At 60.5% G+C, this 26,103-nt stretch carries 27 protein-coding genes and 6 pseudogenes; 13 read left to right on the top strand and 20 right to left on the bottom strand.

Translation table 11 applies throughout. From position 1 onward, the window contains the following. Positions 1 to 44: 44 nt before the first annotated feature. Positions 45 to 992 (bottom strand): LysR family transcriptional regulator, encoded by a 948-nt coding sequence (locus tag BKX96_RS25430; protein WP_077185791.1) that lies wholly within the window; start codon positions 990 to 992, stop codon positions 45 to 47. Between the two features lie 100 nt (positions 993 to 1,092). Between BKX96_RS25430 and BKX96_RS25425 the strand changes: the two genes are divergently transcribed. Further along, positions 1,093 to 2,409 (top strand): L-fuconate dehydratase, encoded by a 1,317-nt coding sequence (locus BKX96_RS25425; protein WP_077185790.1) that lies wholly within the window; start codon positions 1,093 to 1,095, stop codon positions 2,407 to 2,409. A 183-nt stretch (positions 2,410 to 2,592) separates the two neighbouring features. On the opposite strand, the gene BKX96_RS25420 is transcribed toward BKX96_RS25425, so the two are convergent. The 3 genes from BKX96_RS25420 to BKX96_RS25410 form a co-directional block, all read right to left on the bottom strand. Further along, a complete protein-coding gene (locus BKX96_RS25420; RefSeq protein WP_077185789.1) occupies positions 2,593 to 2,973 on the bottom strand; it encodes a nuclear transport factor 2 family protein in 381 nt (126 codons plus the stop codon). A gap of 103 nt (positions 2,974 to 3,076) precedes the next feature. Continuing rightward, positions 3,077 to 4,336 carry a cation:dicarboxylate symporter family transporter gene (locus BKX96_RS25415; RefSeq protein WP_077185788.1) on the bottom strand — a complete coding sequence of 420 codons (1,260 nt, stop codon included), beginning with the start codon at positions 4,334 to 4,336 and terminating at the stop codon, positions 3,077 to 3,079. Positions 4,337 to 4,448: 112 nt separating this feature from the next. Continuing rightward, the gene (locus tag BKX96_RS25410; protein WP_077185787.1) at positions 4,449 to 4,874 is read right to left on the bottom strand and encodes a VOC family protein; all 426 of its coding nucleotides are present in this window, start codon (positions 4,872 to 4,874) and stop codon (positions 4,449 to 4,451) included. Between the two features lie 106 nt (positions 4,875 to 4,980). Between BKX96_RS25410 and BKX96_RS25405 the strand changes: the two genes are divergently transcribed. Then, positions 4,981 to 5,859: a LysR family transcriptional regulator gene (locus BKX96_RS25405; RefSeq protein WP_077185786.1), complete on the top strand. Its 879-nt coding sequence runs from the start codon at positions 4,981 to 4,983 to the stop codon at positions 5,857 to 5,859. 40 nt (positions 5,860 to 5,899) lie between these two features. Here the strand turns inward: BKX96_RS25405 and BKX96_RS25400 are convergent, their stop codons facing one another. Continuing rightward, a complete protein-coding gene (locus BKX96_RS25400) occupies positions 5,900 to 6,136 on the bottom strand; it encodes a hypothetical protein (RefSeq protein WP_077185785.1) in 237 nt (78 codons plus the stop codon). Positions 6,137 to 6,276: 140 nt separating this feature from the next. Here BKX96_RS25400 and BKX96_RS25395 point away from each other — a divergent pair. Beyond that, positions 6,277 to 6,588 (top strand): annotated as a pseudogene (locus tag BKX96_RS25395) (metalloregulator ArsR/SmtB family transcription factor); the annotation flags it as partial. A 5-nt stretch (positions 6,589 to 6,593) separates the two neighbouring features. Beyond that, positions 6,594 to 7,120 (top strand): annotated as a pseudogene (locus BKX96_RS25390) (NAD(P)H-dependent oxidoreductase). Positions 7,121 to 7,134: 14 nt separating this feature from the next. Here the strand turns inward: BKX96_RS25390 and BKX96_RS25385 are convergent. From BKX96_RS25385 to BKX96_RS25355, 7 genes are read right to left on the bottom strand one after another with little or no spacing between them, the layout of a single operon-like run. Next, positions 7,135 to 8,502: an ATP-binding protein gene (locus BKX96_RS25385; RefSeq protein ID WP_077185784.1), complete on the bottom strand. Its 1,368-nt coding sequence runs from the start codon at positions 8,500 to 8,502 to the stop codon at positions 7,135 to 7,137. Continuing rightward, the gene (locus BKX96_RS25380; RefSeq protein WP_046817293.1) at positions 8,499 to 9,161 is read right to left on the bottom strand and encodes a response regulator; all 663 of its coding nucleotides are present in this window, start codon (positions 9,159 to 9,161) and stop codon (positions 8,499 to 8,501) included. The genes BKX96_RS25385 and BKX96_RS25380 overlap by 4 nt, the downstream gene beginning before the upstream one ends. Positions 9,162 to 9,172: 11 nt before the next feature. Beyond that, positions 9,173 to 9,817 carry a tetratricopeptide repeat protein gene (locus BKX96_RS25375; RefSeq protein WP_046817292.1) on the bottom strand — a complete coding sequence of 215 codons (645 nt, stop codon included), beginning with the start codon at positions 9,815 to 9,817 and terminating at the stop codon, positions 9,173 to 9,175. Beyond that, the gene (locus BKX96_RS25370; protein WP_077185783.1) at positions 9,814 to 10,623 is read right to left on the bottom strand and encodes an SDR family oxidoreductase; all 810 of its coding nucleotides are present in this window, start codon (positions 10,621 to 10,623) and stop codon (positions 9,814 to 9,816) included. Before BKX96_RS25370 ends, BKX96_RS25375 begins: the two co-directional genes overlap by 4 nt. Further along, on the bottom strand, positions 10,610 to 11,284 hold the full coding sequence (locus BKX96_RS25365; RefSeq protein WP_046817290.1) for an iron-containing redox enzyme family protein: 675 nt from the start codon (positions 11,282 to 11,284) through the stop codon (positions 10,610 to 10,612). Before BKX96_RS25365 ends, BKX96_RS25370 begins: the two co-directional genes overlap by 14 nt. Further along, on the bottom strand, positions 11,281 to 12,762 hold the full coding sequence (locus BKX96_RS25360) for an AMP-binding protein (protein ID WP_077185782.1): 1,482 nt from the start codon (positions 12,760 to 12,762) through the stop codon (positions 11,281 to 11,283). The genes BKX96_RS25365 and BKX96_RS25360 overlap by 4 nt, the downstream gene beginning before the upstream one ends. Then, positions 12,752 to 13,429 (bottom strand): thermostable hemolysin, encoded by a 678-nt coding sequence (locus BKX96_RS25355; RefSeq protein WP_046817288.1) that lies wholly within the window; start codon positions 13,427 to 13,429, stop codon positions 12,752 to 12,754. The genes BKX96_RS25360 and BKX96_RS25355 overlap by 11 nt, the downstream gene beginning before the upstream one ends. A 203-nt stretch (positions 13,430 to 13,632) precedes the next feature. On the opposite strand from BKX96_RS25355, the gene BKX96_RS25350 reads away from it, so the two are divergent. Both BKX96_RS25350 and BKX96_RS25345 read left to right on the top strand, forming a co-directional pair. Then, the gene (locus BKX96_RS25350; protein ID WP_077185781.1) at positions 13,633 to 14,175 is read left to right on the top strand and encodes a cytochrome b; all 543 of its coding nucleotides are present in this window, start codon (positions 13,633 to 13,635) and stop codon (positions 14,173 to 14,175) included. Positions 14,176 to 14,246: 71 nt separating this feature from the next. Continuing rightward, positions 14,247 to 14,738, top strand: a complete 492-nt coding sequence (locus BKX96_RS25345) for a GNAT family N-acetyltransferase (protein WP_077185780.1) — start codon at positions 14,247 to 14,249, stop codon at positions 14,736 to 14,738. 84 nt (positions 14,739 to 14,822) lie between these two features. On the opposite strand, the gene BKX96_RS25340 is transcribed toward BKX96_RS25345, so the two are convergent. Continuing rightward, positions 14,823 to 15,101 (bottom strand): hypothetical protein, encoded by a 279-nt coding sequence (locus BKX96_RS25340; protein WP_077185779.1) that lies wholly within the window; start codon positions 15,099 to 15,101, stop codon positions 14,823 to 14,825. 250 nt (positions 15,102 to 15,351) lie between these two features. Between BKX96_RS25340 and BKX96_RS25335 the strand changes: the two genes are divergently transcribed. Continuing rightward, the gene (locus BKX96_RS25335; RefSeq protein ID WP_046817284.1) at positions 15,352 to 15,681 is read left to right on the top strand and encodes a hypothetical protein; all 330 of its coding nucleotides are present in this window, start codon (positions 15,352 to 15,354) and stop codon (positions 15,679 to 15,681) included. Between the two features lie 100 nt (positions 15,682 to 15,781). On the opposite strand, the pseudogene BKX96_RS25330 reads toward BKX96_RS25335, so the two are convergent. Beyond that, positions 15,782 to 15,982, bottom strand: a pseudogene (locus BKX96_RS25330) (transcriptional regulator CynR); the annotation flags it as partial. On the opposite strand from BKX96_RS25330, the pseudogene BKX96_RS25325 reads away from it, so the two are divergent. Beyond that, positions 15,977 to 16,474 (top strand): annotated as a pseudogene (locus BKX96_RS25325) (carbonic anhydrase); the annotation flags it as partial. The pseudogenes BKX96_RS25330 and BKX96_RS25325 overlap by 6 nt on opposite strands. Before the next feature lie 43 nt (positions 16,475 to 16,517). Here the strand turns inward: BKX96_RS25325 and BKX96_RS25320 are convergent. Further along, positions 16,518 to 18,020: an aldehyde dehydrogenase family protein gene (locus BKX96_RS25320; RefSeq protein WP_077185778.1), complete on the bottom strand. Its 1,503-nt coding sequence runs from the start codon at positions 18,018 to 18,020 to the stop codon at positions 16,518 to 16,520. Between the two features lie 382 nt (positions 18,021 to 18,402). Here BKX96_RS25320 and BKX96_RS25315 point away from each other — a divergent pair, with 382 nt between their 5' ends. Both BKX96_RS25315 and BKX96_RS25310 read left to right on the top strand, forming a co-directional pair. Then, entirely contained in the window at positions 18,403 to 18,918 is a 516-nt protein-coding gene (locus BKX96_RS25315) for an HvfX family Cu-binding RiPP maturation protein (protein ID WP_077185777.1), read from the top strand. A 7-nt stretch (positions 18,919 to 18,925) separates the two neighbouring features. Then, positions 18,926 to 19,144: pseudogene (locus tag BKX96_RS25310) on the top strand (hypothetical protein); the annotation flags it as partial. 13 nt (positions 19,145 to 19,157) lie between these two features. Here the strand turns inward: BKX96_RS25310 and BKX96_RS25305 are convergent. From BKX96_RS25305 to BKX96_RS25285, 5 genes are all read right to left on the bottom strand, one after another. Beyond that, positions 19,158 to 20,708 carry an ArnT family glycosyltransferase gene (locus BKX96_RS25305; RefSeq protein WP_077185775.1) on the bottom strand — a complete coding sequence of 517 codons (1,551 nt, stop codon included), beginning with the start codon at positions 20,706 to 20,708 and terminating at the stop codon, positions 19,158 to 19,160. Positions 20,709 to 20,711: 3 nt separating this feature from the next. Further along, a complete protein-coding gene (locus BKX96_RS25300; protein ID WP_046817278.1) occupies positions 20,712 to 20,990 on the bottom strand; it encodes a lipid-A-disaccharide synthase N-terminal domain-containing protein in 279 nt (92 codons plus the stop codon). After that, positions 20,987 to 21,727, bottom strand: a complete 741-nt coding sequence (locus BKX96_RS25295) for a glycosyltransferase family 2 protein (protein WP_077185774.1) — start codon at positions 21,725 to 21,727, stop codon at positions 20,987 to 20,989. The genes BKX96_RS25300 and BKX96_RS25295 overlap by 4 nt, the downstream gene beginning before the upstream one ends. Positions 21,728 to 21,774: 47 nt before the next feature. Beyond that, on the bottom strand, positions 21,775 to 22,752 hold the full coding sequence (locus BKX96_RS25290; protein ID WP_046817276.1) for an NAD-dependent epimerase: 978 nt from the start codon (positions 22,750 to 22,752) through the stop codon (positions 21,775 to 21,777). 186 nt (positions 22,753 to 22,938) lie between these two features. Then, complete coding sequence (locus BKX96_RS25285; RefSeq protein WP_077185773.1) at positions 22,939 to 23,559, bottom strand: cell wall hydrolase; 621 nt, start codon at positions 23,557 to 23,559, stop codon at positions 22,939 to 22,941. Positions 23,560 to 23,703: 144 nt separating this feature from the next. Here BKX96_RS25285 and BKX96_RS25280 point away from each other — a divergent pair, with 144 nt between their 5' ends. The 3 genes and pseudogenes from BKX96_RS25280 to BKX96_RS33635 form a co-directional block, all read left to right on the top strand. Next, the gene (locus BKX96_RS25280; protein WP_077185772.1) at positions 23,704 to 24,558 is read left to right on the top strand and encodes a CAP domain-containing protein; all 855 of its coding nucleotides are present in this window, start codon (positions 23,704 to 23,706) and stop codon (positions 24,556 to 24,558) included. A 266-nt stretch (positions 24,559 to 24,824) separates the two neighbouring features. Further along, positions 24,825 to 25,823, top strand: coding sequence for a GTP 3',8-cyclase MoaA (gene moaA / locus BKX96_RS25275; RefSeq protein WP_046817273.1), 999 nt, complete (start codon positions 24,825 to 24,827; stop codon positions 25,821 to 25,823). Positions 25,824 to 25,828: 5 nt separating this feature from the next. Further along, positions 25,829 to 25,936, top strand: a pseudogene (locus BKX96_RS33635) (bestrophin family protein); the annotation flags it as partial. Positions 25,937 to 26,103 lie beyond the last annotated feature (167 nt).

Raw genomic sequence — 26,103 nt, 5'->3', positions numbered from 1 at the left:
TGAGATGATCCGATCAATTGATAACCCGTGGTTATCAAATCACCCTATTGCGCCCTGAAGTAGTCGAGCAGTGTACGAAGCGCCGCCGATTTAGGTCGGGAGCGCAAGGTCATCAGGCCAATGTGGGCCATGGAGATCGGCAGTTCGACCGGCAGGAGGGTGACCATGCCATAGCGCGCGTAATGCTCGGCCACGTCGTTGGGCACCACCGCGATCATGTCCGAAGCCTCGAGCATCGCCGTGGTGGCCAGGATCGAGGCGGTTTCGACGATATCCAGCGCCTGCACCATGCCGCCGGCTTGCAGTGCACTTTCCACCCGGCGGCGCATGGGGCTGCCCATCGGGTGCAGGATCCAGGTCTGGCCGATCAGGTCGGCCAACTGCAAGGGCAAAGAACCCGCCAGCGGGTGGCCAACACGGGCTACCACGCGCATCTGCTCGCCGTTTTCGAACGGTTCGATGTCCAGGCCCTGGCTGTCGCCCTGATCCGGCAACCGCCCCAGCACCACATCGAAATCTCCGCGCAGCAAGGCTGGTAGCAAAGTGTCGCTGGTCCCGACCTCGATGGAAATTCGCACCTTGGGGTGATCACGCTTGTACGCCAGCACCGCCTTGGTCAGCAGCGTCGGCACCGGCCCCATCACACTGCCGACCCGCACCAGCCCCGTGGCACCGCGCGCGAGTTCCGCGATCTGCTCCCGGGCATGCTCAAACTCATGCAGCGCGCCCTGGGCGTAACGGATCATCACCTCGCCATACAGGGTCGGCTGCATACCGCGCGGCAGTCGGTCGAACAGGCGCACGCCCAGTCGCGCCTCCAGTTGCTGCAGCAGCAGACTGGCTGCAGGTTGCGAGGTGTGCATCGCCGCGGCCGCCCGGCGCAGGTTGCCAAGCTCGCCCAAGGCATTGAGCAAGGTGATCTGCCGGCTGGAAATCTTCAGGGCAGCGACATTGCGCAGTTCGGGCGCCGTGGTTTCTGGCTCGATAGACATATCAAATTCGATATCGATAATTAGGAAATCGCGATTATGCCTGTATCGCCTGGCGATCTACAGTCGGGTCTTCCTATGGTCAGCAGAACAAGAATCCACCATGAGCATTCGAATCACTCACCTGAGCGTGCGCGACATCCGATTCCCCACTTCCCTGTCCCTGGACGGCTCCGATGCGATGAACAGCGCGCCGGACTACTCCGCCGCCTATGTCGTGCTGCACACCGACGCCCCTGGCGGCCTCGAAGGCCACGGCCTGACCTTCACCATCGGCCGTGGCAACGAAATCTGTGCCGCGGCCGTGCAATCCCTGGCCCCGCTGGTGGTGGGCCTGACGCTGGAAGAGATCGTCGCCGACATGGGCACCTTCTGGCACACCTTCACCGTGGGCGACAGTCAACTGCGCTGGCTGGGCCCGGAAAAAGGCGTGATCCACCTGGCCACCGCGGCCATCGTCAACGCCATCTGGGACCTGTGGGCCAAGCACGAAGGCAAACCGGTGTGGAAGTTGCTGGCCGACATGACCCCGGAGCAACTGGTACGCTGCCTGGACTTCAGCTACGTCACCGACGTGCTCACCCCCGAGGAGGCCATTGCCCTGCTGCGCCGCCAAGTGCCGGGCAAAGCCCGACGCGAGGCGCAAATGCTCAGTGACGGCTACCCCGGCTACACCACTGCACCGGGCTGGCTGGGCTACAGCGAAGAAAAGATGCGCCAACTGGCGCGCGCGGCGGTCGAGGATGGCTGGACCCACATCAAGCAGAAAATCGGCGCCAACCTGGAAGACGACATCCGCCGCGCCACCATCCTGCGCGAAGAAATCGGCTGGGAACGCAGCCTGATGATGGACGCCAACCAGGTCTGGGGCGTCGACGAGTCCGTCGCCAACATGCGCCGCCTGGCCGCATTCGATCCGCTGTGGATCGAAGAGCCGACCAGCCCCGACGACATCCTCGGCCACGCCAGCATCCGCCAGCGCATCGCACCGATCGGCGTGGCCACCGGCGAGCACTGCCACAACCGGGTGATGTTCAAGCAGATGTTCCAGGCCGGCGCCCTGGACTTCTGCCAGCTGGACGCCGCCCGGCTGGGTGGGCTCAATGAGGTGTTGATCGTGTTGCTGATGGCCGCCAAGTTCGACATCCCGGTCTGCCCCCACGGCGGTGGCGTCGGTCTGTGCGAGTACGTGCAGAACATCGCGTTGTTCGACTACATCGCCGTCTCGGCCTCGCTGCACAACCGGGTCCTGGAATACGTCGATCACTTGCACGAACACTTCCTCGACCCGGTGGTGATCCGCCGCGGCCGCTACATGCCGCCGCAACGTCCGGGCTACAGCATTGAAATGAGCGCTGAGACACTGGAGCGTTATCGGTTCCCGGATGGCGCGGTGTGGCTGGATATCGCTCGCGGTTGAGCAGGACGCACGCCTTCGACCCACGACCCGACACCGAAAGGATCTAATGCCCTTGAGGGGTCGGGTCTAAGCTCAACGGTGAGCCCCAAGCCAATCTATCAGGTTGATCCTATCAATCGCACCTTCGCGCAAGCCTCATCGAAGGGCTGCGCCAGGACCTGGAGCGTATAATTGATCGAAGGATCATGCACTCGGGTGGGTGTGGTAGATCTTGCTGACGATCGTCCACTTCCCTTCCACCTTCAGCAGGTTGAAGAAGTCGGTGAAGCGGTATCCTGATATGTCGTCGGTATCGACCCGGGCATTGGCGGCGGTGCCAACGATGTCGATGCGAACGATCGCGGCCTTGGCTTCCGGGGATGGGCGGAAAGCGTTGTCGATGACGTCATACAGATTCTGGATCGCACCGCCGACGAGCTTGTCTTTGTCGACCCCGAACAGGGTCGCCTGCTCGTTGAATGCAGGTTTCATCAAGGTGCTGTCAGCCTTGGCGCCGCCTTCGTTGTACTGACTAAGCACGTCGACGATTGCGTTGTATTCCTGGACGTATGTTGGATTGCTCATGATGTACTCCTGATTGCGTGTTTGCGGTTCTCATTGGCCAGTCGGCCAATCGTCATCATCCGGCGGTGTGTCACTGACGCCATGACGATACGATTGGCAATATCTATGCTTTTTGTGCGACCGAATTGCCCCGTGAAGGCTCAAGGGCCGCCCTCTCCCATTTGGCAATGACCAAGGGTGCGATGGCATTCCCCAATACGTTCAAGGTGGTGGTACCGCTGTCGATGATCCTGAAGATGCCCGCGATCAATGCCACCCCTTCCAGCGGAAGACCGGCTGAAGCCAATGTTGCAGACAGGATAATGATGGCAAAACCAGGTACGCCGGCAGCGCCTTTGGAGGTCAGCACCATCGTGACCACCAATAGAATCTGCTGGGAAAGCGACAGGTCGATACCATAGAGTTGGGCGACAAAAATCGTCGCCACGCCCAGGAAAATCGAAGCACCATCAAGATTGAACGCATACCCCACCGGCACGACAAAGCTGACGATACGGCGTGCAACGCCATAGCTCTCCAGCTTGCTCATCAGTTGCGGCATCACCGCTGCCGACGCGGCACTGGAGAACGCAAGGAGCAGCTCATTTCGAAAGTACTTGATCAGCTTGAAGATGTTCTCGCCGATGAGATAACAAATGCCGCCGAGGACCACCAAGGCAAAAACAATCAGTGCCAGGTAAACCACACCAATCAGCTTGAGCAAGGGCAATAGTGAGGCAAAGCCAAAGGTCGCAACGGTAGCGCCGATCATGCCAAATACACCGATCGGTGCGTAGGCCATGACGATTGAGACAACCTTGAACATTGCATCGGAAATACCCTGAACCACCGCGACCACTGGCGCACTCTTCTGCCTTGGCAGCGAGTTCAACGCCATGCCGAACAACACGGCGAAGAACAGCACCGACAGCAGCTTCGCTTGCGCCATGGCCACGAAGACGTTGTCGGGAACGATGTTCTGCACTATCACCAGAGCACCCTTCGAAGGTTCCATCGTGATGGCCGCAGCACTATGGGTAATGCCCGAAATATCGGTGCCCGTACCCGGCTCGAAGAGGTTTGCGAAACACAACCCCATCACGATAGCCAGGCCAGTGATCGCAAAGAAGTACCCCAGCGACTTTATGCCCATACGGCCAAACGACTTGTTATCGCCGCCGCCGGCGATGCCCAGGATCATGCAACAGAACACGATCGGCACGACCACCATCTTCATCATCTTGATGAAGATATCGCCAAGCGGTTTCAGGACCTCTGCGCTAACCCAGGATTGATACTGCGGATGGGTATTGAAATACCAACCGACGAGCACGCCAAGCACCAGCCCGGCAATGATTTGCCACACCAAGGGAATGCGTTTCATGTCTAGCCTTCTTGTTGGAGTGAAAGGACTGCATTAATTGGCAGTTGCTAGAGTCATGAGCTTCCAGCTCACTTGAGTTCAAATGGCACAACAGGGTTGTGCCAACAGGTTGTTATTTTGCGAAGAGCTGGCTCATATCCTTGAACGCCTTGAATTCAAGGGCATTACCACAAGGGTCAAACAAGAACATGGTGGCTTGCTCGCCGACTTGCCCTTTGAAACGAACGTAGGGTTCGATCACAAACTCCGTGCCGAAAGACTTCAAGCGCTCGGCCAGCGCTTCCCATTCTTCCCAGCCCAGGATGATGCCGAAGTGCGGAACAGGTACGTCGTGGCCATCTACCGGGTTGCTATGGACACTTTCCTGGGAAGCGGTTTTCGGGTGTTCGTGAATCACCAGTTGATGCCCATAAAAGTTGAAGTCAACCCACTGGTTGCTGGAGCGACCCTCTTCCAGGCCGAACACTTCGCCGTAAAAGGTGCGCGCGCCAGCCAGGTCGTAAACGGGGATTGCGAGGTGGAAAGGCGAGAGACTCATCAGAACTCCATTTTTATTGTCGGTGAAGGGACAGGCACATCGTAGAGCGGCTCACGCAGCAAAAAAATCAATATAATTTTCTTAGAAACACAATTAATATTTGTGAATGATCAAAGAACTGAAAACACTTATCGCCGTTGCTCGGGAAGGAACTTTTGCCGCTGCCGGCAACAAGATAGGCCTCACCCAGGCTGCGGTGAGCGCCCAGATCCAGCGTCTGGAGGCTGAGTTCGGCTTCGAGATATTCGACAGGAAGGGGCGCTCGGCCCACCTCAACAGGATGGGCCACCAAATACTCCTGCAAGCACAAGAGCTGCTTCGCCTCTACGACAATCTGGGCTCCACCACAGTCGGACTTGCGGCGAGTGTCCTGGTGAACATTGGCGCCATCGCTTCCGTGCAACGATCCCTGTTACCGAACGCATTGGCCAGGTTTCACCAACAATGCCCGCAGTGCCGTACCCGTGTAATCCCGGGGCTATCGATGGAGTTGGTCAACCTCGTGGATGCCGGTGAAATCGACATGGCGGCAATCATTCGTCCGCCTTTCTCGCTGCAAAGTGATCTGCGCTGGACGACCCTGGCGCTTGAGCCCTACCGTCTGGTCGTTCCGCGGGATGTGCCGGGAGAAGACTGGTCAGAACTGCTTTGCAGCCAACCGTTCATTCGTTACGACCGCTCATCATTCGGGGGCAGACAGGTGGATCGCTTCCTTCGTCAGATGCATTTCACCTTGCGTGAGGTTTGCGAGCTGGATGAACTGGAGGCGATCGTCAAGCTGGTTGAAAATGGTGTGGGCGTAGCTTTGGTGCCGCAGACAGCCAACCATCAGGATTGGCCCGCAGGTGTGCGAGCGCTCGATCTCGGACAGCACACTTTCCACCGTGATATCGGCCTCGTGCACAGGTCTCGCCAGAGCTTTACCGAGCCGGTGCGGATACTCGCCCAACTTATCAGTGAGCAAGTACAGATCAACGCTCAATAAAACCCTGACGGCAAAAGATTGCCGGTCGGCGCAAATGCCATCAATCGCATTGATCGACGACCTTGATCTGCGTCAGCCCTACCAGTCCAGCCTGCCAGAGCACCTCGTCTGGCGTTGCGTCCGCGTTGGGCATGATCAGGCTGTTCTCGCCATCCCCAAAATGCAGTTGCAGCAGGTGCATCGCCGCTTCGTGGATGGGCAGCCGAGGTTGCTCGAGTTCGAACACGTGGCTGCGAGGCTCGCCGTTGAACAGATATTCCACGGTGTAGTTATGCATGGGAATTCCTCGAGAGTGCCCTGCCCTTTGATGCCAGGCTTGTCCTTTAGCCAATGATCGGCGGCAAAGGTTCGATTCTTTGCTTGCGCGCCACATATGGATATCCGTAAATTTGATTATCCATATATTGGGCCTACCCAATGATCACGCCTCCCGAGGTATTCAAAAGCCTGGCTGACGAGACCCGTGCCCGCGCCACCTTGCTGATCGCCCACCAGGGCGAGCTGTGTGTCTGCGAGTTGATGTGCGCGCTGGACGACAGCCAGCCGAAGATCAGCCGCCATCTCGCGCAGCTGCGCAGCAGCGGGCTGCTGCTGGATCGCCGTCAGGGCCAGTGGGTTTATTACCGCCTCAATCCGGACCTGCCTGCCTGGGTGCACGAGATCCTGCAGGTGACGTTGCAGGGTAACGCCAATTGGTTGCACAACAACGCCTCCCGCCTGCAGAACATGACACGCTGTTCGACGGCACGCAGATCCCGAACCAGCCCACTGATCAAAAGCCGCGCATCCTGCTGCTGTACGGCTCGAACCGCGAGCGCTCGTTCAGCCGGCTGCTGGTCGAAGAAGCCGCTCGCCTGTTGGAGCACTTCGGCGCAGAGACGCGCATCTTCAATCCGTCCGGCCTGCCCCTGCCCGACGATGCGCCTGTCGCCCCACTCAGGGCAAAACGCTGGCGGTGATGCAAGTATGCGGCGGCTCCCAGTCATTCAACGTGGTCAATCAGCTGCGTGTGCTGGGACGCTGGATGCGCATGTTCACCATCCCCAATCAGTCTTCGGTGCCGAAGGCGTTCATGGAATTCGATGAGGCGAGCCGGATGAAACCGTCGACCTACTACGACCGGGTCGTCGACGTGATGGAAGAACTGGTGAAGTTCACCCTGCTGCTGCGCGACCGCCAGGCGTTCCTGGTGGATCGCTACTCTGAACGCAAAGAGAGCGCCGAACAGCTCATGGCCCGGGTCAATCAGCGTTCCATCTGAGGTTAATGCCAGCGTCACGCGCGACTGATCTCCAGCGTGGCGCGCAACCCTTTAGGGCTGCGATTCTCCAGCTTGACCTGGCCACCCAGGCGAACGGCAATGGCCTGGACGATGGTCAGTCCCAGGCCTGCCCCCTGGTCATTGCCGCGGCTGTAGAAACGCTCGAAAAGCCGATCGCGATCGTCCTCGTTGATACCCGGGCCCTCATCTTCAACGCAAAGTTCGTAACCGTTCTCCCTGGCGGCCAGCGTTACCTTGATGAGCCCATGCGGTGGAGAAAAATTCGCGGCATTGGTAACCAGGTTGTTCAGGGCAATATCGATCGCTGCGGGGTCGACCCTGACAAGGCCGATGTCGTCGCTGACGTCGAAAACCAGTTCCAGATCCTTGCTCAACAGCCAGGGAGTGAGCTGGATCAGGCTGCCGCGCACAGCGGCGGCCAGATCGACAGGTACAGGCAGTTGCGTACCGGGTTTCGGCTCGATACGCGCCATCGTCAGCAATTGATTGACCAGCCGGCTGGTACGGTCGACGCCGGCAATCAGGTGTTCAAGCGAAACCCGACGTTCCTCGTCATTGCCCGCTTGCATCAGGTTTTCGGCATGCACCCGGAGCACCGCCAGTGGCGTGCGCATTTCGTGGGCGGCGTCAGCGATGAAGCGCCGCTCACGCCCCATGACTTCCTGGATCTGCGCGAGCATGCGATTCAGGGCTGCCTGCATCGGCTCAAGCTCGGTGGGCAGCGGCGTCAGTTGCAAGGGCTCCAGTGAACCAGGCTGCCTGGCCCGCAGTGTGGCCGCCATATTGACCAGGGGTTTGAGCCCCCAACCGATGGCCAGCCAGATCATGGCGGCCAGCAGCAGACTCCCCAGGATGTTGGGCCACAGCGTGTGGCTGACGATCCGGTCTACCAGGTCCGCTCGAACGTCGTCGCGTTCGCCCACCCAGATGCGCAAATTGTTTTGTTTGTCTTCGAGCAGGAAGGCCCGCCAATGCCGGTTGTTCAGGTCGACGACATCACTGAAGCCTGGGGTAGCCGGTGGGGCACTGAAGGACGGTGAGCTCGCCGTGTGCACCAGCACCTCACCCTTGAAGTTCCAGACCTGAAAGGCAATCTTGGTTTCATAGGGATGGCCGTCGACCTTGGGTGCCGCCTCGCTCAAGGCCTGGTTGAAGGCCTGGTACAGATCGGAATGTTCCTTGCTCGCCAAGGGCATGCGCATGACGCCTTGCAAAAGACGCGCGTTCTGGGCCAATTGGGCATCGTAGACTTCGGCAATTTCGTGGTTGCTGTCGTACAGGTTGAGCAGGCTGATCACTGTCAGGCCAGCGAGCATCAAGCCAATGATCAAGGTCAGGGTGCGACGCCTGATCGAGGTCATCGACGCTCCTCCACCAGATAACCGATTCCGCGGATGGTGCGGATCAGGTCGGTAGAGAACTTTTTACGCAGGTGGTGAATGTGCACTTCCAACGTGTTGCTTTCGGCTTCTTCGTTCCAGCCGTAGAGCAACTGCATCAGATGATCGCGAGTCATCACCCGTCCCGGTGGCGAGAGCAGTTCATGGAGCAACTGGTATTCCTTGGGTGTCAGGGCGACGGGCTCGCCCTTGTAACTGACTTGCTGGGTGCCCGGGTTGAGGCTGATACCGGCGTGCTCGATCAGCGCTTGTGCGCGGCCGGCGCTGCGGCGCAGGAGCGCACGTATGCGCGCTTTCAGCTCGGCCAGGTCGAAAGGCTTGATCAGGTAATCATCGGCGCCGGCATCCAGCCCGGCAATGCGGTCTTCAGTGGCGTCCCGCGCCGTCAGGATCAGCACGGGCAGATTGGAGCCACTTTCACGCAAGCGCCGCAGCACCTGGAGGCCGTCCATGCGTGGCAGGCCAAGGTCGAGTACCGCCAGATCAAAGATTTCGCTGAGCAGCGAGTGCAAGGCACTGCTGCCGTCCTGCAACCAGTCGACGGTGTAGCCTTCACGGCTGAGGGCCTGGTGTATGCCCTCGCCGAGTGCCACGTCATCCTCTATCAGTAATAGGCGCACACGGACTCCTGTCAGCCAAGTTTCTTGTTCACTTCCACCAACAACGCTTCAATCTCTTTGCGGCGCCCGGCATCGGCGGATTCGCGGCCGGGACGAGGCGCGGCCAGCAAGGCTTTTTGCAGTGCGGCCTTGGCCTCGACATATCGCTTCTGACGGTAGAGGTGATCTCCCCAAAAGTACAGGCTGTCGATGCCATTGGGGTTCATTTGCAAGGCCACTTTGAGCAATTGTTCGGCCTTGTCCGAGTCGCCAAAACCGATGGGCCAACCTGGCACCCGGTCATACAGCGCACCGAGGCTGGTGTAGGCAGAGCCTTGCAGCGCCTTGGGGTCCAGGGCCAGGGCTTTTTCCAGGTCGGCCTTGGCATCCTTGACCTTGCTCAGCGCACCGAGGCCGCCCTGGGCACCGGCCCAACTGCTGGTGACGATACCGGACCAGATCCAGGCTTCCGCCACGGCCTGGCGCTCCTGGGTGAAGCTTGATGCTTGCGCGGCGAGTTTTTCGAAGGCCGCGGTGCGTTGTCCCTCCGGCAACTCGTACTGAATGTGCGCCCAGCTTTGCTGGATCCCGTTGAGGCGTTGCTGGTCGGCGGCATCCAGCGCCCAGGCACTCTGGCTCAATACACCGCACAGCAGGCAGGCAATGATCTTGTTCATGGCTTGAGATTCTCCTTGTCAGGTTTCTGGCTCAGGTGGCGGATCAGCGGCAGTTGCTTGCGCAAGCCGCGGTCCACCAGATGTGGTAGCAGGCTGTTGAGACGAACGAAAAAGCGTTCCGGCCAGCCCAGGTACAAGTCACGACGGTCACCGGCGATGGCGTGAATCACGGCGGCTGCCACGGCTCGCGGATCGTCGACGTTGGCCTTGAGCGCATCGTTGAGCGCCTGGGCAGCCGGGCTGTTCATGCTGGTGCGGGTGGCTCGAGGGGCGACGTAGAGCACGCTGACCCGGGTATCCGCCAGCTCCCGGCGCAGGGCTTCGGAGAACCCGCGCAGGGCAAACTTGGTCGCGCAGTAACTGGCATAACCAGGGTAGCCAATGGAGCCATAGGTCGAGCCGACGTTGACCACCATGGCACTGTCGGCCTGCTTGAGCAGTGGCAGCAGCAGTTTGGTCAGGCAGATCGGCGCGCTGATGTTCACCGCCAGCATCGCGTTGATCTCACTGTCGTCCAGCTGTTCGAGCATGGCGAAATGATTGACCCCGGCGGCATTGATCAGCAAGTTGATGCCGCCGATGCTTTCGGCTTCCGCCAGTACTTCTCGGCGCTCTGAGAGCAGCGTCAGGTCCGCCCCGATCCAGAACAGGTTGCGCGGGTACAGCTCGAGCAGCGGCACCAGCGGTTGCCGATTGCGTGCCACCGCCAAGACCCGGGCACCACTGGCGCACAGGGCCGTGGCGATGGCCAGGCCGATGCCGCCGCTGGCTCCGGTCAACACCACGCGGGCTTCAGACAGGCGCATGCAGATTCTCCCCGTCATGGGGCAGGCCGCGGAACATATCGGTGTACAGCCGGTAGACCACTGTGGAGGCGTGAATGACAGCGGCCTGATCGTCCGGGTCTTCCAGCTGGTTCATGAGTCGACGGTAGGTCTGCATGTGTTCGATATCCAGTGAACCGTGGGAACTGAGGTAGCTGAAGGCGCTTTGCGGCAGATCCAGGTGTTCGCGAATGCTGTCGGCGGCCTGGGTGGCCAGGGCGATGCTGGTGCCTTCGAGCACGTTGACCATGCCGAACAGCCCCACGGGGTTGCCCCGGGCAATCAGGTCGTAGAGGAAGCTGACCATCAACTCGATCGGCATGGACGGACGCCCGGTGCGTACAGCATCCTTGTCGCCGCCGCACGCCTCGATGTCATCAAGCACCCACTTCTCATGGCCATATTCATCCTCGATGTACTCACAGACTGCTTCTCGCAGCCATTCCAGGCGCGACGGCAGGCGCGCGCCGCAAGCCATCATCAAGGGGACGGTATGACGCACGTGGTAATAGGCCTGCGCGAGAAAGGCCTGGTAACTGTCCAGGCTGACCTTGCCCTCCACGGCATCCCGGATGATCGGCAAGTTGAACAGTTCGGCACGTTGTTGTTGCGTGGCTTCTTGCAGCCTGTCAAAAAAACTCATGGTGCGGTTTCCTCGGAAAATGCGGATTCGCTCAGTTGCTCCCGGTAGCGTTCGATAATGGCGTCACGCCGGGGCCGGCCATTGGCGGTGAGCAAACCATTGGCGGCGGTGAAAGGTTGATCGAGACGGGTCCAGCGATGGACCTGGGCATACCCGGGTAAAGCCTCGTTGGCCTGGCTGACGGCGGCGGCCAGTTGTTCCTCGGTGCAATCGGGGCGATGGGGCCACAGCAGCGCATGGTTGTGCGCCAGGGCCTCGCCATGGACGAAGGCCTGGGCGATCAGCCCGCGCTGGGTCAATTCGGCCTCCACCCACTCCGGATTCACATTGCGCCCGAAACTGGTGACGAACTGATGTTTCTTGCGGCCCTTGAGGTAGAGAAAACCCTCGGCGTCGAACTCGCCAAGATCGCCGCTGGGCCACCACTGCGCGGTGTGCGGCGCCTCCCCCAGATAGCCCAGCAAGGTTGATCCCTTGATCAGCACTTCGCCGTCCTGCGCCAGGCGAATCTGCACATGGGGCAAGGGCTGTCCAACACTGCCAGGGCGATGCGCTTGCGCACGATTGAGGCAGACCACCGATGCACATTCCGACAGTCCATACCCTTCGTAGACCGGCAAGCCCACCCGTTCGGCACGCCGCAGCAGGTCCCCGGACACCCGGGCGCCGCCCACGGCGGCAAAACGCAGGTGCCGTGGGTCGAAGGCTTTCTGCTCGGCAGCACTGACGAGCATCAGCAGCAACTGCGGCACCAGGATCAGGCTCTGGGGCGACCGGCTGGCCAGGCATCCCAGCAGTTGGGGCACATTCACACCGCTGGCCCCCTCGATCCCCAGGGTCTTCGCGCCAGGCAGGCTCAAAGTCGCACCGGCATACAGCGCCGCATAACAACCGATGTTCTCCAGCAAAATGGCGAGCGGCAGCAGCGCCAGATGGTGCTGCGGGTCGGTGGGCTTACTGGCCAGGTACAGCTCGCGACTGACCCGCAAGATGCTGTCTGCACCCAAGCACACCCCTTTGGGCGTACCCGTGGTACCGGAAGTGAAAGTCAACTTGGCCGTGCCTTCAGGCATCCGGTTCGGGCCGCTGAAGGTGCGGCGCCAGAACTCGCCGTCCTTGTGATAACCCGCCGCGAGCAGTTCGTCGTGCAGATGCGGCTCGGCAATGACCCGTTCGGCGCGGCTTTGCTCCAGGCAATGAGTACGTTGCGCCGGGCTGAAAAAGCCCGGCAAGGCCACACAGGTCAGGCCGGCGAACAGTGCAGCCAGATCCCAGAGCATGGCGTCAACGCCGTTGTCCAGCGCCAGGGCCACGACCTCGATCTGTTCATCGCGCAGTCGCTGCTGGCGGTCCATTACTTCGGCATACAGCGTGGCGTAGTCCAGTTTCAGCTGATCGCCCCACAACGCAGTGGCGTTTGCCCTACCCTCGGCATGCTTGCGCAGGGTCTGCATGAAACCTTCCACTTCAGGCGACATCGCAGCAACCCTCACTGGACGTTGGCAATCCCAGGCGGCTGAACATCCCGATATTGCGCAGATGAATGAATCCGGCGCGGATGTTGCCAACGTGAACCCAAGGCTTGCTCTCGTAGTAACTGCCCCAGGCGTGACGGTCCTCACCGAGTCGCGCAGGGTCGGCGGCGCACAGCGTGACAGGCTTCAAACCCAGGCGATGAAAGCTGTTGACCAACCCCAGGTTGCCGGTAAAAGCCACCCATTCCAGCCCCCCCATGGCCAGCAGATAGGTCATGGCGATGATGCTCAAGCGAGCGTTTGCGGTGTCGCTGGCGGCCAGATTGCCCACCTCGACGATGGCCGATCGGTCTACGCAATGGTCTGCCGTGGCACTGATCAGCGGATCGATCGCCTCGTCCAGGTAACACTCAAGAAACAGCGGTCCGTCGCTCGCCACGCGTACACCGACCACGGCACACAGTGCGTTGGACGCATCGCTCATGCCGAACAGTTGCGGCATGAAATGGCGAATGTCGGCCCCGTGGGCCTTGCGAAATCGTTGCTGGATAAAGATTTCGAAGGCGTTCCGTTGCGGGTCGCCAGGCAAGGCCTTGGCAAGGTGCAAACGCGGCGTTTCGGCCTGGCCAAATTGCAGCGGCAACTGAACATTCCAGTTGAAATCGGACATTGAAAAACACCTCCCCCGGATCTATTGGTGAGAAGTATCGAGGGCATTTCTTAACGAAGTCTGAAGGTGCCAAAAGGATGAGCAAAAGTGCTCTTCAGATTTGCTTAAGGCTCGGCCGGCAGTGTGGCCACCGCCGGTTCGATCTCGACCGGAACCAGGCTGCTCGAGTGAGTCGGCGGCCAACGACGTTCACGAGGCCCAAGATGACCCGCGAAAACACAGCGCCACGCTACGGAAAACTGTCGATCACCTTGCACTGGCTGATGCTGGCGCTATTTGTCGGCGTGTACGGCTGCATCGAAATCAAAGGGCTGTTGCCGCGTGGCAATACCTTCAAGGGCCTGTTTCTCGGGCTGCACGGCGTGTTCGGGCTGAGCATTTTTGCACTCGTCTGGATCCGTTTGCTCGCACGCCTCACCCCGCGCCCGCCCATCACACCGGCATTGCCTGCCTGGCAAACGGGTATGTCCCACCTGATGCATCTGGCCCTGTACGTCTTGATGATCGCCACACCGCTACTGGCCTGGCTGATGCTGGCGGCAGCGGGCAAACCGGTGCCCTACTTCGGCTTTTTCCTTCCGGCTCCGGTAATGGTCGATCCTGACCTGGCCAAGCAATTGAAGCATTGGCACGAACTGCTCGGCAGCACCGGCTACTGGTTGATCGGCCTGCATGCGGTGGTGGGTTTGTTCCATCATTACTACATGCGCGACAACACCTTGACCAGGATGTTACCCAAGCGCTGAGGGCGTTCTGCAGCGCAAGGTTTCGAGCATACTGACCCTGTCTTGCACAGCCATCGGCGGGAACCTTCCAGATGATCTCGATTGAACTGCACGCGGCCCGGCGCGACGAGCTGCAGACCATTGAAAACCTGATGCAGTTCTACACCTATGATTTTAGCGAGTGGTTGCCGCTTCCCCTGGGCGAGCAGGGTTTTTTCAGTATCCTGCCCCTCACCGACTACTGGCGCAAACCCACGACCCAGGCCTTTCTGATCAAGGTCGACGGGGAGCTGGCCGGCTTCGTGACCGTGGACGACGACACCCATGTGCCCGATGCTCGCCACAACATCGGGTACCTGTTTGTCAGTCGACGCTTTCGTGGCCAGGGTGTCGCCAGGTTTGTCGTGTCCACCCTGTTGAACCGGCTCCCCGGCCGATGGCAAATTTTCCATGTCGAGGCGAACCAGCCGGCACGGTTGTTCTGGGCAGCCGTGATACCCGGGCTCACGCAAAACCGGTTCAGCCTTCATCAGCTGTCGATCCAGGGGTTGCCGAGCAGCGTTTACTGCTTTGAAAACCCATAACCCCTGTAGGAACCGGCTTGCCGGCGAAGGCGTTTGAAAGACCAACACAGGCTCAAGGACGTCTTCGCTGGCAAGCCAGCTTCTTCAGGGTGCAGGCGCAGGTAGCCCCCTTTCTAATTCCAAATCATCTTTGTCGGACAATATGTAGTGACTATAAATATTCACTACAAAACCGTTGACGCCTTCGATTTGCCCTTGCATGATGCAGACATCTCCCCGATCGGGAGTACTGGCAACACGCTTGAGCAAGCTCGTCTGACCGCCGAGCTGTTTTTTCCGGATACACGCTGCCCACAAGGCAGATTGAAGAAGCTGACCTGGCCTGAACGTCCAGTACAAGGGCGAGAAGCGCTGGCGATCCATCCTCATGATGCTTGTGGCCGACCCTGAAAACGTCGGCAGGGGCCAAAGGTTATCGCCGCTTCTCTTCGTTGTGACGCTATTGCGTAGCAGTTATTCAACACGACTACATGCAACAGACGCGGGACCCTGTCGATTTTGGCGGACGACTGCTGACGTCCTGGTTTCGGTGCCAGGGATCAACTAACCGATGGGCTACATGTATTAGCGAATCAACTTTGAAAGATCACCAAATGGTCAAGGGGGCTTTATCATGAATCTGAACAATCAACCCACTATCGAAGAACTGGCTCGTATGTTCGCGGCTAAAAAAGACAGCCACGACAGCCATATTCTCTGGATCAGCAAATCGGGCCAGGTACATATCGACTGCCTGTCGCCGCATGCCCATGAAGCGGAGTTCGACCAGAACAACCAGAACCTGCTCGCCCGACTGAAAATGTACCGTCGCGGCCAGGGCTATGTCGGCAAGAAAGCCGCGGCCGACAAGGACTTCATCGGGAATGTTCTGCAAACGCTGAAACAGGCGTGGGACTCGTTGCAGAACCAGAACGAAGTTCGGGTGATTGATCGGTTCTACTGATTAACATTTAACTCTTTCAAAAAAGGGCCTGCTCCCAAAAAGAGCAGGCCCTTTTTATTTTCCTGTCTGCAAACTAACCACTGCAGGAAGGGCGCAGTGATCAGTAAAAATCGGTACCCGGTACCAGGTCCATAAACGCCAACGCTGCTGCACTGTGATAATTGTTCTTGCGCCGAAGCAGCGCGGCCCCGCGCCTGGGCCCCTCACCCAGCAATGGAATCCGGCGCAATGCACGCTCTGCAGTAGCGATGGGTTCCGGAAGGATCGTTGCCATGGCGGTGTGCTGAATGACTTCGGCGAGCTGTTCGTCATCCGTAACGCCGGCAACATCGTGCCCTCCTACAGCCCCCATCCAGGTGGTGTGTCGGCCACGGTGGAGTACGCGGTCGCGGTGCTCGGCGTGACCGACATCGTGATCTGCGGTCATTCCGACTGCGGCGCGATGACGGCAGTTGCCAAGTGCACATGCATGGACCACCTGCCCGCCGTCAGCGGCTGGTTGCAACACGCCGAATCGGCCAAGGTGATCAACCAATCCCGGCCCCACGCGGATGAGGCGGCCAAAGTCAGTTCGATGGTGCGCGAGAATGTCATCGCCCAGCTGGCGAACATCCAGACTCACCCGAGCGTACGCCTGGCTCAGGAGAAAGGCCTGCTGAACCTGCATGGCTGGGTGTACGACATCGAGACCGGCTCGATCGATGCCCTGGATGGCGGCAGCCGCACGTTCGTGTCGCTGGCCGATCACCCGAGGACTTGCGCCGTGTATGGCAAGGCCGTCGAAGCCGCCTGAGCTCGACCGCAGCGATCGCCCAGGCAGCCGCTGCGGATATTTTTTAGCGTTTGACCGACAGATCGACCTGGGTCATGCGACTGCGAATGGTGAAGACACCATCGCCCGAAAGAATCGCGCTGCGCGCAAACAGGCGCCCGCTCTCCCAGTTCGACAAGCCCAGTTCCGGCTTGTTGAGTGCGTACTGACCATCGACCCAACGGGTGATCCCGTTGCCGACAAAGGGCGCGTTGACCGCGTTGTAGAAGCGTTCCTGTGTCGCGGCATCTTCACTGAGCAGCGACACGGTGAATTGCGGGCTGTAGCGGTTGAACAAGGCGATGGCGCTGTCCAGGTCGTCAACGATCTTCAGGCTGACCTCCGGGGTCTCTTCCCACTCCCACTCGCGACCCAGTTGATCTTGCGGCAAAGGTTCGGCCTGTGCTTCGGTGCGGTAGCCTTCGGCGCGGTAGACCTCGACGCTCGCGGTTTGCCAACCCGCCGGCAGGAACGATTCGCTGCCTTCCACGATGTGCAACTTGCAGCCCTGGCCACGAGACTGGCCAGCCTGTTGCAGCGCATCGAGAAACAACGGCACCAGCTCAGCGGCGCGATCGCGGTGGATCAGGCAGACGTTCAGGGTGTTGCAGACCTTGCGGTCGAGGGAGTTGCGCACCACGGCGGCGAAGCGCGTGGCATCGGCATCCGTGTGGGCGATCAACCAGGCGCCACCGGTACCGTGCAGGCTGACGGCGGTGCCGGCCTGCTGCGCGATGCTGCCCAGTTGACTGACGGCGCGCCCCGAACCGCGGGCCACGGCCAAGGACAGGCGGCGGTCGGCGAACATTGCCCAACCGGCGGCGTGATTGACGCTTTCCACCAGCGACACCGCACCGGTCGGCAGGCCGGCGTCATTCAGCGCCGGGTCCAGTGCGTGGGTGACGATGGCCTGGGCCGTGCCCAACGCATCGCTACCAATGCGCAGCACCGCGGTGTTACCGGTGCGCAACACACCGGCGGCATCGGCGAAAACGTTCGGCCGACCTTCGAAGACGAATGCGACGATGCCCAGCGGCGAGACCACTTGCTCGACTTTCCAGCCGTCGTGTTCGACGCAGCTGATGACTTTGCCACGGGTGGCCGACGCATCGCGCCATGCGCGCAGGCCTTTGATCATGTCGCGGCGCATGCGCTCATCGGCCAGCAAACGCGTGGTCGAACGGCCACGGGCCTTGGCCCGTTCGATGTCGGCCTGGTTCGCAGCCTCGATCAAGGCCCAGCACTCAGGCGTCTCCAGACGTTGGGCGAACTCATCGAAGAAGGCGCTGATGGCCTGGTCCGACACCGTCGACAACGCCTTGAACGCCGCCTCGGCACGCTCGATCGCGACGGCCGCCGCTTGCTGGTCTGCCACCGGGATCAGCAACAGTTCACCGCTGACCTGCTCCACCAACAGGTGGTCACCGGGTTGAAAGCGAGCCGCCAGTTCGGGGCTGACCACGGTGACACGATTACCGGCGAAAGGGATCGGCGTGCCAGCGACTAGACGTTCGAGCGCAAGAGACATGAAGCGGTTACACCATGCAATGGGCGGGCGGAAAATGTATAGCAAAAGTCACTGAGCGTCACCCGCCCCCATATCCATAGAGCCAGCACCATTGCTGTGGGAGCGAGCCTGCTCGCGAAAGCGGTCTCACCGTTAACATTGATATCGACTGACAGCACCTCATCGTCGGAACGCTGCCCGGAGCCGGCTCGCTCCCACAGGGTTTGCGTTCAGGCCGGACGTTTTGCGCGAACTACGTATCAAAGTGTGTACAGCCCCGCCCCCGACACAACCCGCACTTAAATCCCCGCACAAACGACACAACGCAGATACACCCGGTTGATGAAATAAGCCTCAACGGGCAATCCCCCGCCCGACATCCCTGCCTCGAAGGAGATCAACCATGAGCGCCACTATTTCATCGGCCGTCAAAGGCCTGCACCTGAACCTTGACCGAGCCGGAAGCTGGATCGCGCCATTGACCCTGCGGGTGTTCCTTGCGTGGGAGTTCTTCGAGTCAGGCCTGGAGAAATTCAACGGCGAGAACTGGTTCGCCGACATCCAGGACCGCTTCCTGTTTCCGTTCAACCACCTGCCAGCCACCCTGAATTGGGAACTGTCGATGTGGGCAGAGCTGATCTGCGCCCTCGCCCTGCTGGTGGGCCTGGCCACGCGGTTCTCGGCAATCAGCCTGATCGTGGTGACCATTGTCGCGACCGCCGCGGTGCACTGGCCGGCCGACTGGTCGACCTTGAGCGAACTGGCCCAGGGTTACTCCATCAGCAACAAAGGTTTCGGCAACTTCAAGCTGCCGCTGATCTACCTCGCCGCCCTGGTGCCGCTGGTCCTGTCAGGCCCCGGCAAGTTCAGCCTCGATGCCTTGCTGGCCCGCTGTTTCTGGCGTCGCCATCAACACTGATACGTAACAGCATTGCATCTGCGGCTCGTTCTGCGCGCGAATGTCGCGGGCAGTGCTCGCCACCTGGTTGTACGTGGTGGTTACCCGTGCGTTGTTTGTCATCTGGCCCATGGAAGGCACGCCGGTGCGTTATGCAGACGATCCGTTGATCCGCTCACTGCTACTGTCCCTGACTGGCATCGGCGGCCCGGCGATTGTCGATGCGTTGAATGATGCGAAGTTTTGATCATTGCGCCTCTTCAGGGTCGCTTCGATGAAGCGACTGTCGCTTGCACCTGCGGGTCAGCCCAGGAAAACCGGTACACCGTCGCCGACACACCCGGATGACACTGCCCGTTATCGGCCTGCGCGCCGACAATCGACCATTGCGCCCGGGTGTTCTGCCCCAGTGCCCGTGCAGCCTCGGGCTTGAAGCAGCGGCCCAGCACGTCGGCCGGCACCAGGGCATAGGCCTGCGGGTGTTCGCGCAACCATTGCGCCGCCCTTTCCACGGTGGAGTCGAGCATGCCGAAGTGTACGATCGGCTGACGGGCGAACAGCCAGTGCCCTTCGCTCCAGTTGACCAATACGAGGTCGGCGCCCTGGGTCAGGGTGTTGGCCTGTGCCATGAGCACTTGATTGGGATTGGTCCCGTCCCTGATCGGCTCGACAAAACCCCGGGCGAACCACAGCACGAACCAGGTGGCGACCAATGCCGGGAACACTCGCCGAAATCGCCGGCGCTGCCTGAACCAACGCTGCAGCAACCAGGGCACCAGCGGCGCCGCCACCAGCACCAGCCCCGGCAACGCCGGGTAAATGTACAACTTGCGCTTGCCGCTGCTGATGCAGAAAAACAGCACCACCAGCGCCACCCAGCCGAGCAACACCAGCACCCGGCCATCGCGTTTTTGCAGCTGACGGCGCCAGGCGGGCACCAGCCACGGCAAGACCAATACCAGCGGCAGCCAATACTGGGGAATGACGTTGGTAAAGAAGTACCAGAAAGGTTCACGGTGATGCCAGGCGGCGGCATAGCGTCCGGCGGTCTGGCGCAGGAGGATTTCCCGCGCATAGGCGATTTCGTCAGCGCTGCCATTGAGCGTTATGGACAAGGCCAGGGGCAGCAGCCAGACCGCAATCGCGGCCAGCATGAAGCCAAATCCGAGCAGCCACTTGCGCGCCTGCCCCGGCATCGCCACCACCCCCGGCCAGCCCTTGCGTAGCGCGTAGGCATAGGGGATCAGCAGCAACGCCGGCAGAAAGCCGACGCCTTTGGTGATCACGCCGATGCCCATCGCCGCGCAGCCCACATGGAACCAGCGCCAGGCCGGTCCGAGCAGCAGATGACGCGCCAGGCCGTACAAGCCCAGGGTCGTGAACAGAATCAGGAAACTGTCGATCTGCCCAGTGCGCAGGATGCTGTAGGTCTGGTAGGTCGCCAGGTACAACAGCGCTGCGATGCGCCCGATGCGCTGGGTCCACAACCGACGGCCAAGGTCGTAGACCATTGCCGTCACCGTTACCGCCGAAAACAGCCCTGGAATATACAACGCGATGTTGGGCATGCCGGTGAGCCAGACGAAGAACGCCACCGTCCACATGAAGATGGGCGGCTTGTCGCCGTAGATCTCACCGGCACGGTGCGGGATCAGCCATGAGCCGTTGTGCAGCATCTCCAGGGCCACACCGAGGAAGCGTTCTTCGTCCACATTCTGCGCCTGACGCCAGCCCAGACCGGCGCCGATCAACAGCAGGGCAAACAGCATCAGGCCCAGGCACTCGACCCTGGGCGACAACGATCTGCGCATCGGTTATTCCTTCAGGCTTTTGCTTTTGGCAATCAGTTGCAGATTGCGCAAATAGACGATGGCGCCAAAGGCCTGGCCGACGATAAAAACCGGGTCCTGGCGATAGATCGCGTAGGCGAACAGCAGCGTGCTGCCGACGATGCTCAAATACCAGAAGCTCACCGGAATCACGCTGCGTTTTTTGTATTCGCTGTACAGCCACTGCAAGACAAAGCGGCCGGTGAAGGCGATCTGGCCGGCGAAACCAATCACCAGCCACAAGGTTTCACGAGTCAGCATCATCCTTCGAACTCCTGGGCATGGGTGTGCAACCGCGTGCGCTTGATCAGCCACCAGACGCCGATCAGGTCAAGTACGCCCACCAGCGCGCGGTCGAGATTGCCGTACTTGGACACCCCGGCCGTGCGCGCGCGATGGTTGACCGGATGGACTATCATTCGGCCGTTGTGGCGCTGGATCAACGCCGGGATGAATCGATGCATGTGGTCGAAATACGGCAGGCGCAGAAACGCCGCGCGCTCGATCAGCTTCAAGCCGCAGCCGGTGTCCGGTGTGGAATCCTTGAGCAAGCGACGGCGCAGGCCGTTGGCAAAACGCGAAGCCCAGCGCTTGCTTGCGGTGTCGCGGCGGTTGACCCGGTGACCGGCCACCAGTTGCACGTCGCCCCTGCCCCGCTCGCCGCGCACCAGCGCGAGCATGCCGGGAATATCCGCCGGATCATTCTGGCCGTCGCCGTCGAGGGTCGCCAGCCATTGCCCGCGCGCTTCCAGTGCCGCGTGATAGAGCGATGTGCTCTGCCCCAGCGAGCGTTGGTGATGGAGGATGCGCAAGGCGCTCAGGCCGTTGTTTTTGATTTGTCGCAGCTCGTGCAAGGTGGCGTCGGTACTGCCATCGTCGACGACAATGATTTCATACGCTTCGTTGGCCAGCGCCTCGCGCACCTCTTCAAGCAGCGGCTTGAGATTGTTCGCTTCGTTCTTCGCCGGAATCAGTACCGATACAAATATGTCTTGGCTCATGGAGTCCCCTCGCCCTTCTGGGTTTACCGTTTTCAGCGGCGAACGTTTCAAATCTGATAAAACTGCCGATACCACTGCACAAAGGCCCCGACACCGGTTTCAACCGACACCCGCGGGCGAAAGTCGATCCACGCTTGCAGCGCCGAGACATCGGCCCAGGTCTTGACCACATCACCGTCCTGCATCGGCATGAAATTGCGCCGGGCCTTTGTGCCCAATGCCGTTTCCAGGCACCTGATAAAATCCAGCAGCGCCATGGGCTCGCCGCGACCAATGTTGAACAGGCGGTTGCAACCCTGGCCAGGTACGTCCGCCACCGGCGGCCGTGTGCGCAGGCGGGCGATGCTTTCGACGATGTCGTCGATGTAGGTGAAGTCCCGCGCCATCTCGCCCTGGTTGTAGACGTCGATGGGCTGGCCGTTGAGGATCGCCTGGGTGAATTTGAACGGCGCCATGTCGGGCCGGCCCCAGGGCCCGTAGACGGTAAAGAAGCGCAGGCCACTGGCCTTCAAGCCGTACAGATGGCAGTAACTGTGGGCCAGCAGCTCATTGGCCCGTTTGGTGGCCGCGTACAACGAAACCGGGTAATCGACGGCATCTTCGACGCGAAAAGGCATGCTGCGGTTGCTGCCGTACACCGAACTGCTCGACGCATAGATCAGGTGTTCGGGGCGATGGTGCCGACAGGCTTCCAGCACATTGAGGAACCCCACCAGGTTCGACTGGCCATAGGCATCCGGTTGGTCCAGCGAATAACGCACGCCGGCCTGGGCTGCCAGGTGCACCACTTCGCTGAACCGCTGCTCGCGGAACAAATCCATCAAGGCCGGTTTGTCGACGATGTCCATTTTCAGGAAGCGAAAACCCGGCAGGGACTGCAGTTCCCTGAGGCGTGCCTGCTTGAGCGCGACATCGTAGTAGTCGTTGAGGTTGTCGATACCGACCACGTCATGACCGTCCTGGCACAAGCGCCTGGCCGTATGAAAGCCGATGAATCCGGCGGCGCCGGTGACGAGAACCGTCACGAGGCGTCCACTCGAGAGGAGGCACCGGGCGATGCCGTGTGACTGCTGATAAACCAGGCCTGCTTCATGTTCTGTTTCCGTTCATGACATTTCTAACGTGTTGCTCGGTCATGAAGCTTGTAAAACAGAAATATTGCAGTTTCGCTGGCGTCGATAAATTTCAGGGGTTTTCCTGCACAAACGCCACTACTTCGCATCCCCGCCATGGGGTTTGTAAAACTTGAACAAGCCGATGTTGGCGGTATTGGTGTACTCCCTGGCCCAATCCGGATTCACCGTGCGGTCATGAAAATACAGCGCCCCCTTGGTGCGATCCGGCAATTGCTTGTTCAGCGCCTTGCGTGCGATTTCCTTCGCCATCGCATAAGGCACCTCTTCCTGCACTGAGTCGGAACGACCGTCGCACCACCAGGAGAACTGGCAGTTCTTGCTCTGCGAACCCTGCTTGACCACACCGCACACGGTATCGGGAAAACCTTGGTGGCCAAGGCGGTTCATGACCACATTGGCCACCGCTTCCATGTCGATCGCGTTCTTGCCCTTGGCTTCCCAGTAGATCGAACGGGCGAGACAGGTGATGGCGTCATCCAGCGGCGCTTTCCCCACCGGGTCCACGGCCTGGACCTCGGGCTGGGTAATGGCTTCGGACCTGGGTGCCGACGCGGGGCTGCTGTTTTGCGCGGCCTTATGCTCCAGTACCTCGGCTTTGTCTTCAGCGACTTTCTGTTTGTTCTCCTGGTCGGCGGCGAATGCCGGGACAGCGAGCAGGGTCAGGGCGAGGAAGGTGGCTATCCAGTCTTGGCGCATGGTCGGGCACTACTCTCTAGGCAGTATCGCTTCAGTGTAGTATTGAAATGATTGCACACGGCAGGCCAGATCCCGGAAAAAGGCATTGCGCTCAAGGGGGGCACTTCGCGCATCATGGGTGCAGTCAGCTCAAGGAGGATTTCCATGCATTTCCTGTCGTCCACTCTTCGCCTTGCCGGGTTTTCACTGGGTCTTGTCTTTGCCACCACCGCACTGGCGAGCGAAGAGTCGCAACTGATCGAATCGATCAACCTCTTCCGTGGCCAACTGCAACGTTGCGCCGGCCAGGTGTCATCGGAACTTCCGCCGTTGTCGGCCGACCCACGGCTGGTGCTGTCCGCTGCCAGCGTCGGCAACCTGCAACAGGCCATGGCCAGCGCCGGTTATCCGATGAAGAACGTGCAGGCGATCAGCCTGAACGGGCCGCGGGACGCGCCCTCGGCCATGAAAGCGATCCAGGAGAGTTTTTGCCAGATCGTGCTCGACCCGCAGTTCGTCGACGTCGGCGTCAGCCGCCAGGACCGCGAGTGGCGCATCGTCCTGGCCCGTCCCTTGTTGAGCGCACGCTTGGGCGATTCGCAGGCCGAAGGGCAAAAACTGCTGGCCGAACTCAACATCGCGCGCAGCCGCCCCCGCCAGTGCGGGGCGCAATCCTTCAACGCCACTACGCCGTTGACCTGGGACGCTATCCTGGCGAGCGCCGCCGAAACCCAGTCGCGCAGCATGGCCAACAACAACTATTTCGACCACAAGGATCGCGACGGCCGCACCCCAGGCGACCGCGCGGAGCTCGCGGGCTACGACTTCCAGCAGATCGGCGAAAACATCGCCGCCGGCCAGGACAGCGTGCGCAAGGTGGTCGACGGCTGGCTGGCCAGCCCCGGCCATTGCGCCAACCTGATGAATCCGCAGTTCCGCGACCTGGGCGCGGCGTATGCGGTCGATCCGAAGAGTGATGCGGGGATTTACTGGACGGTGATGTTTGGGGCGAAGCAGTAGTCGCCGGCTCCCCAGCGACTTGAGATGGAATTCTCCGTGACCTGATCCAGGCCATTGATCGTTTCACGGAGAAGCCCATAGGCGTGCGCGTTGAATATTGGCTAATTGCTGTTGATGACTAAAAAACAGTTCATCATAGAGCCCGTCGATCAGCCGGTTACTCATAGTGATTGGACGCCCTCGCCCGTTGTTCTTAGTCTGCGCTCAACACATCCGTTGACAGCGGACCCTTCATTCAAGTGCGAGCGGCGCCAAGCGAGGATTTCATGACGGAGCGAGTCTTGATCGATGGGTTCTCCCGGCGCGTGGATTATCTGCGCCTGTCGGTCACCGACCGCTGCGATTTCCGCTGCGTGTATTGCATGGCCGAGGACATGCAGTTCCTGCCGCGCCAACGGGTGTTGACGTTGGAAGAGATCTATCAGGTGGCGCAGAGCTTCGTCGCACTGGGCACGCGCAAGATCCGCCTGACCGGGGGCGAGCCGCTGATCCGCCCGGGCGTGGTGCAGCTGTGCGAGAAGATCGCCGCCCTGCCCGGCCTGCGTGAACTATGCATGACCACCAATGGCTCGCAGTTGGCCAGGCTTGCCGACCCCCTGTTCGAGGCCGGGGTCAAGCGCCTCAATATCAGCCTCGACTGCCTGGACCCGCAACGCTTTCGCGAGCTGACCCGAACCGGCGACCTGGCGCAGGTGATCAAGGGCATCGACGCCGCCAACAAGGCCGGCTTTCGCAATACCAAGCTCAACTGCGTGGTGATGAAGGGTCGCAACGATCACGAGATCAACGATCTGGTGAGCTTCGCCATCGACCGCAACCTCGACATCTCCTTTATCGAAGAAATGCCCTTGGGCCTCATCGATGAGCACAGCCGCGCGCAGTCCTTCTATTCCAGTGCCCAGGTTCGAGAGCGGATCGCCGAGCGCTACACGTTGATTGACTCCGCCGAGTCGACCCAGGGCCCTTCGCGCTACTGGCGCCTGGCCGAGGCGCCGCAGATTCGCCTGGGGTTCATTTCCCCCCACAGCCACAACTTCTGCGGCACCTGCAATCGGGTGCGGCTGACCGTCGAGGGTCGACTGCTGCTGTGCCTGGGCAACGAGCACTCTGTCGATCTCAAGGCCGTGTTGCGCAGTCACCCCGGACAACCGGAACGTCTGGAACTAGCCATTATCGAGGCCATGAAGCTCAAGCCTTACCGGCACACTTTCGAAGTGAACGATGATGTCCAGGTCATTCGCTTCATGAACATGACAGGCGGCTGATAACCATGATCGTCAGGCCCAAGCCTAACCTGATCGGCGTCCTGACTTCGCTCAAGGGCTCGATCGCCAAGCGCATTGCCCTGCGCAGCCTCCAGTGGCGACTGGCTGCAACCGATGCCTAATGGCAACACCACCGATGTGAGTGGGCAGATTCTGCTGCAGGCAGGCCAGCAGTGCTCCTCACTCAACGAATCCGGGGCGATCAACGACTGGCGCTATCGTGCGCAATATCGAGCGCGACGTCCTCGCCGCACTGGGCGTGACGGAGCTGCCGCCAACG

It is taken from the genome of Pseudomonas putida, assembly GCF_001976065.1.
Classification (GTDB): domain Bacteria; phylum Pseudomonadota; class Gammaproteobacteria; order Pseudomonadales; family Pseudomonadaceae; genus Aquipseudomonas; species Aquipseudomonas serbica.
Note: the sequence above shows the minus strand (reverse complement) of the source record. Positions and strands in the feature narration are given on the sequence as shown.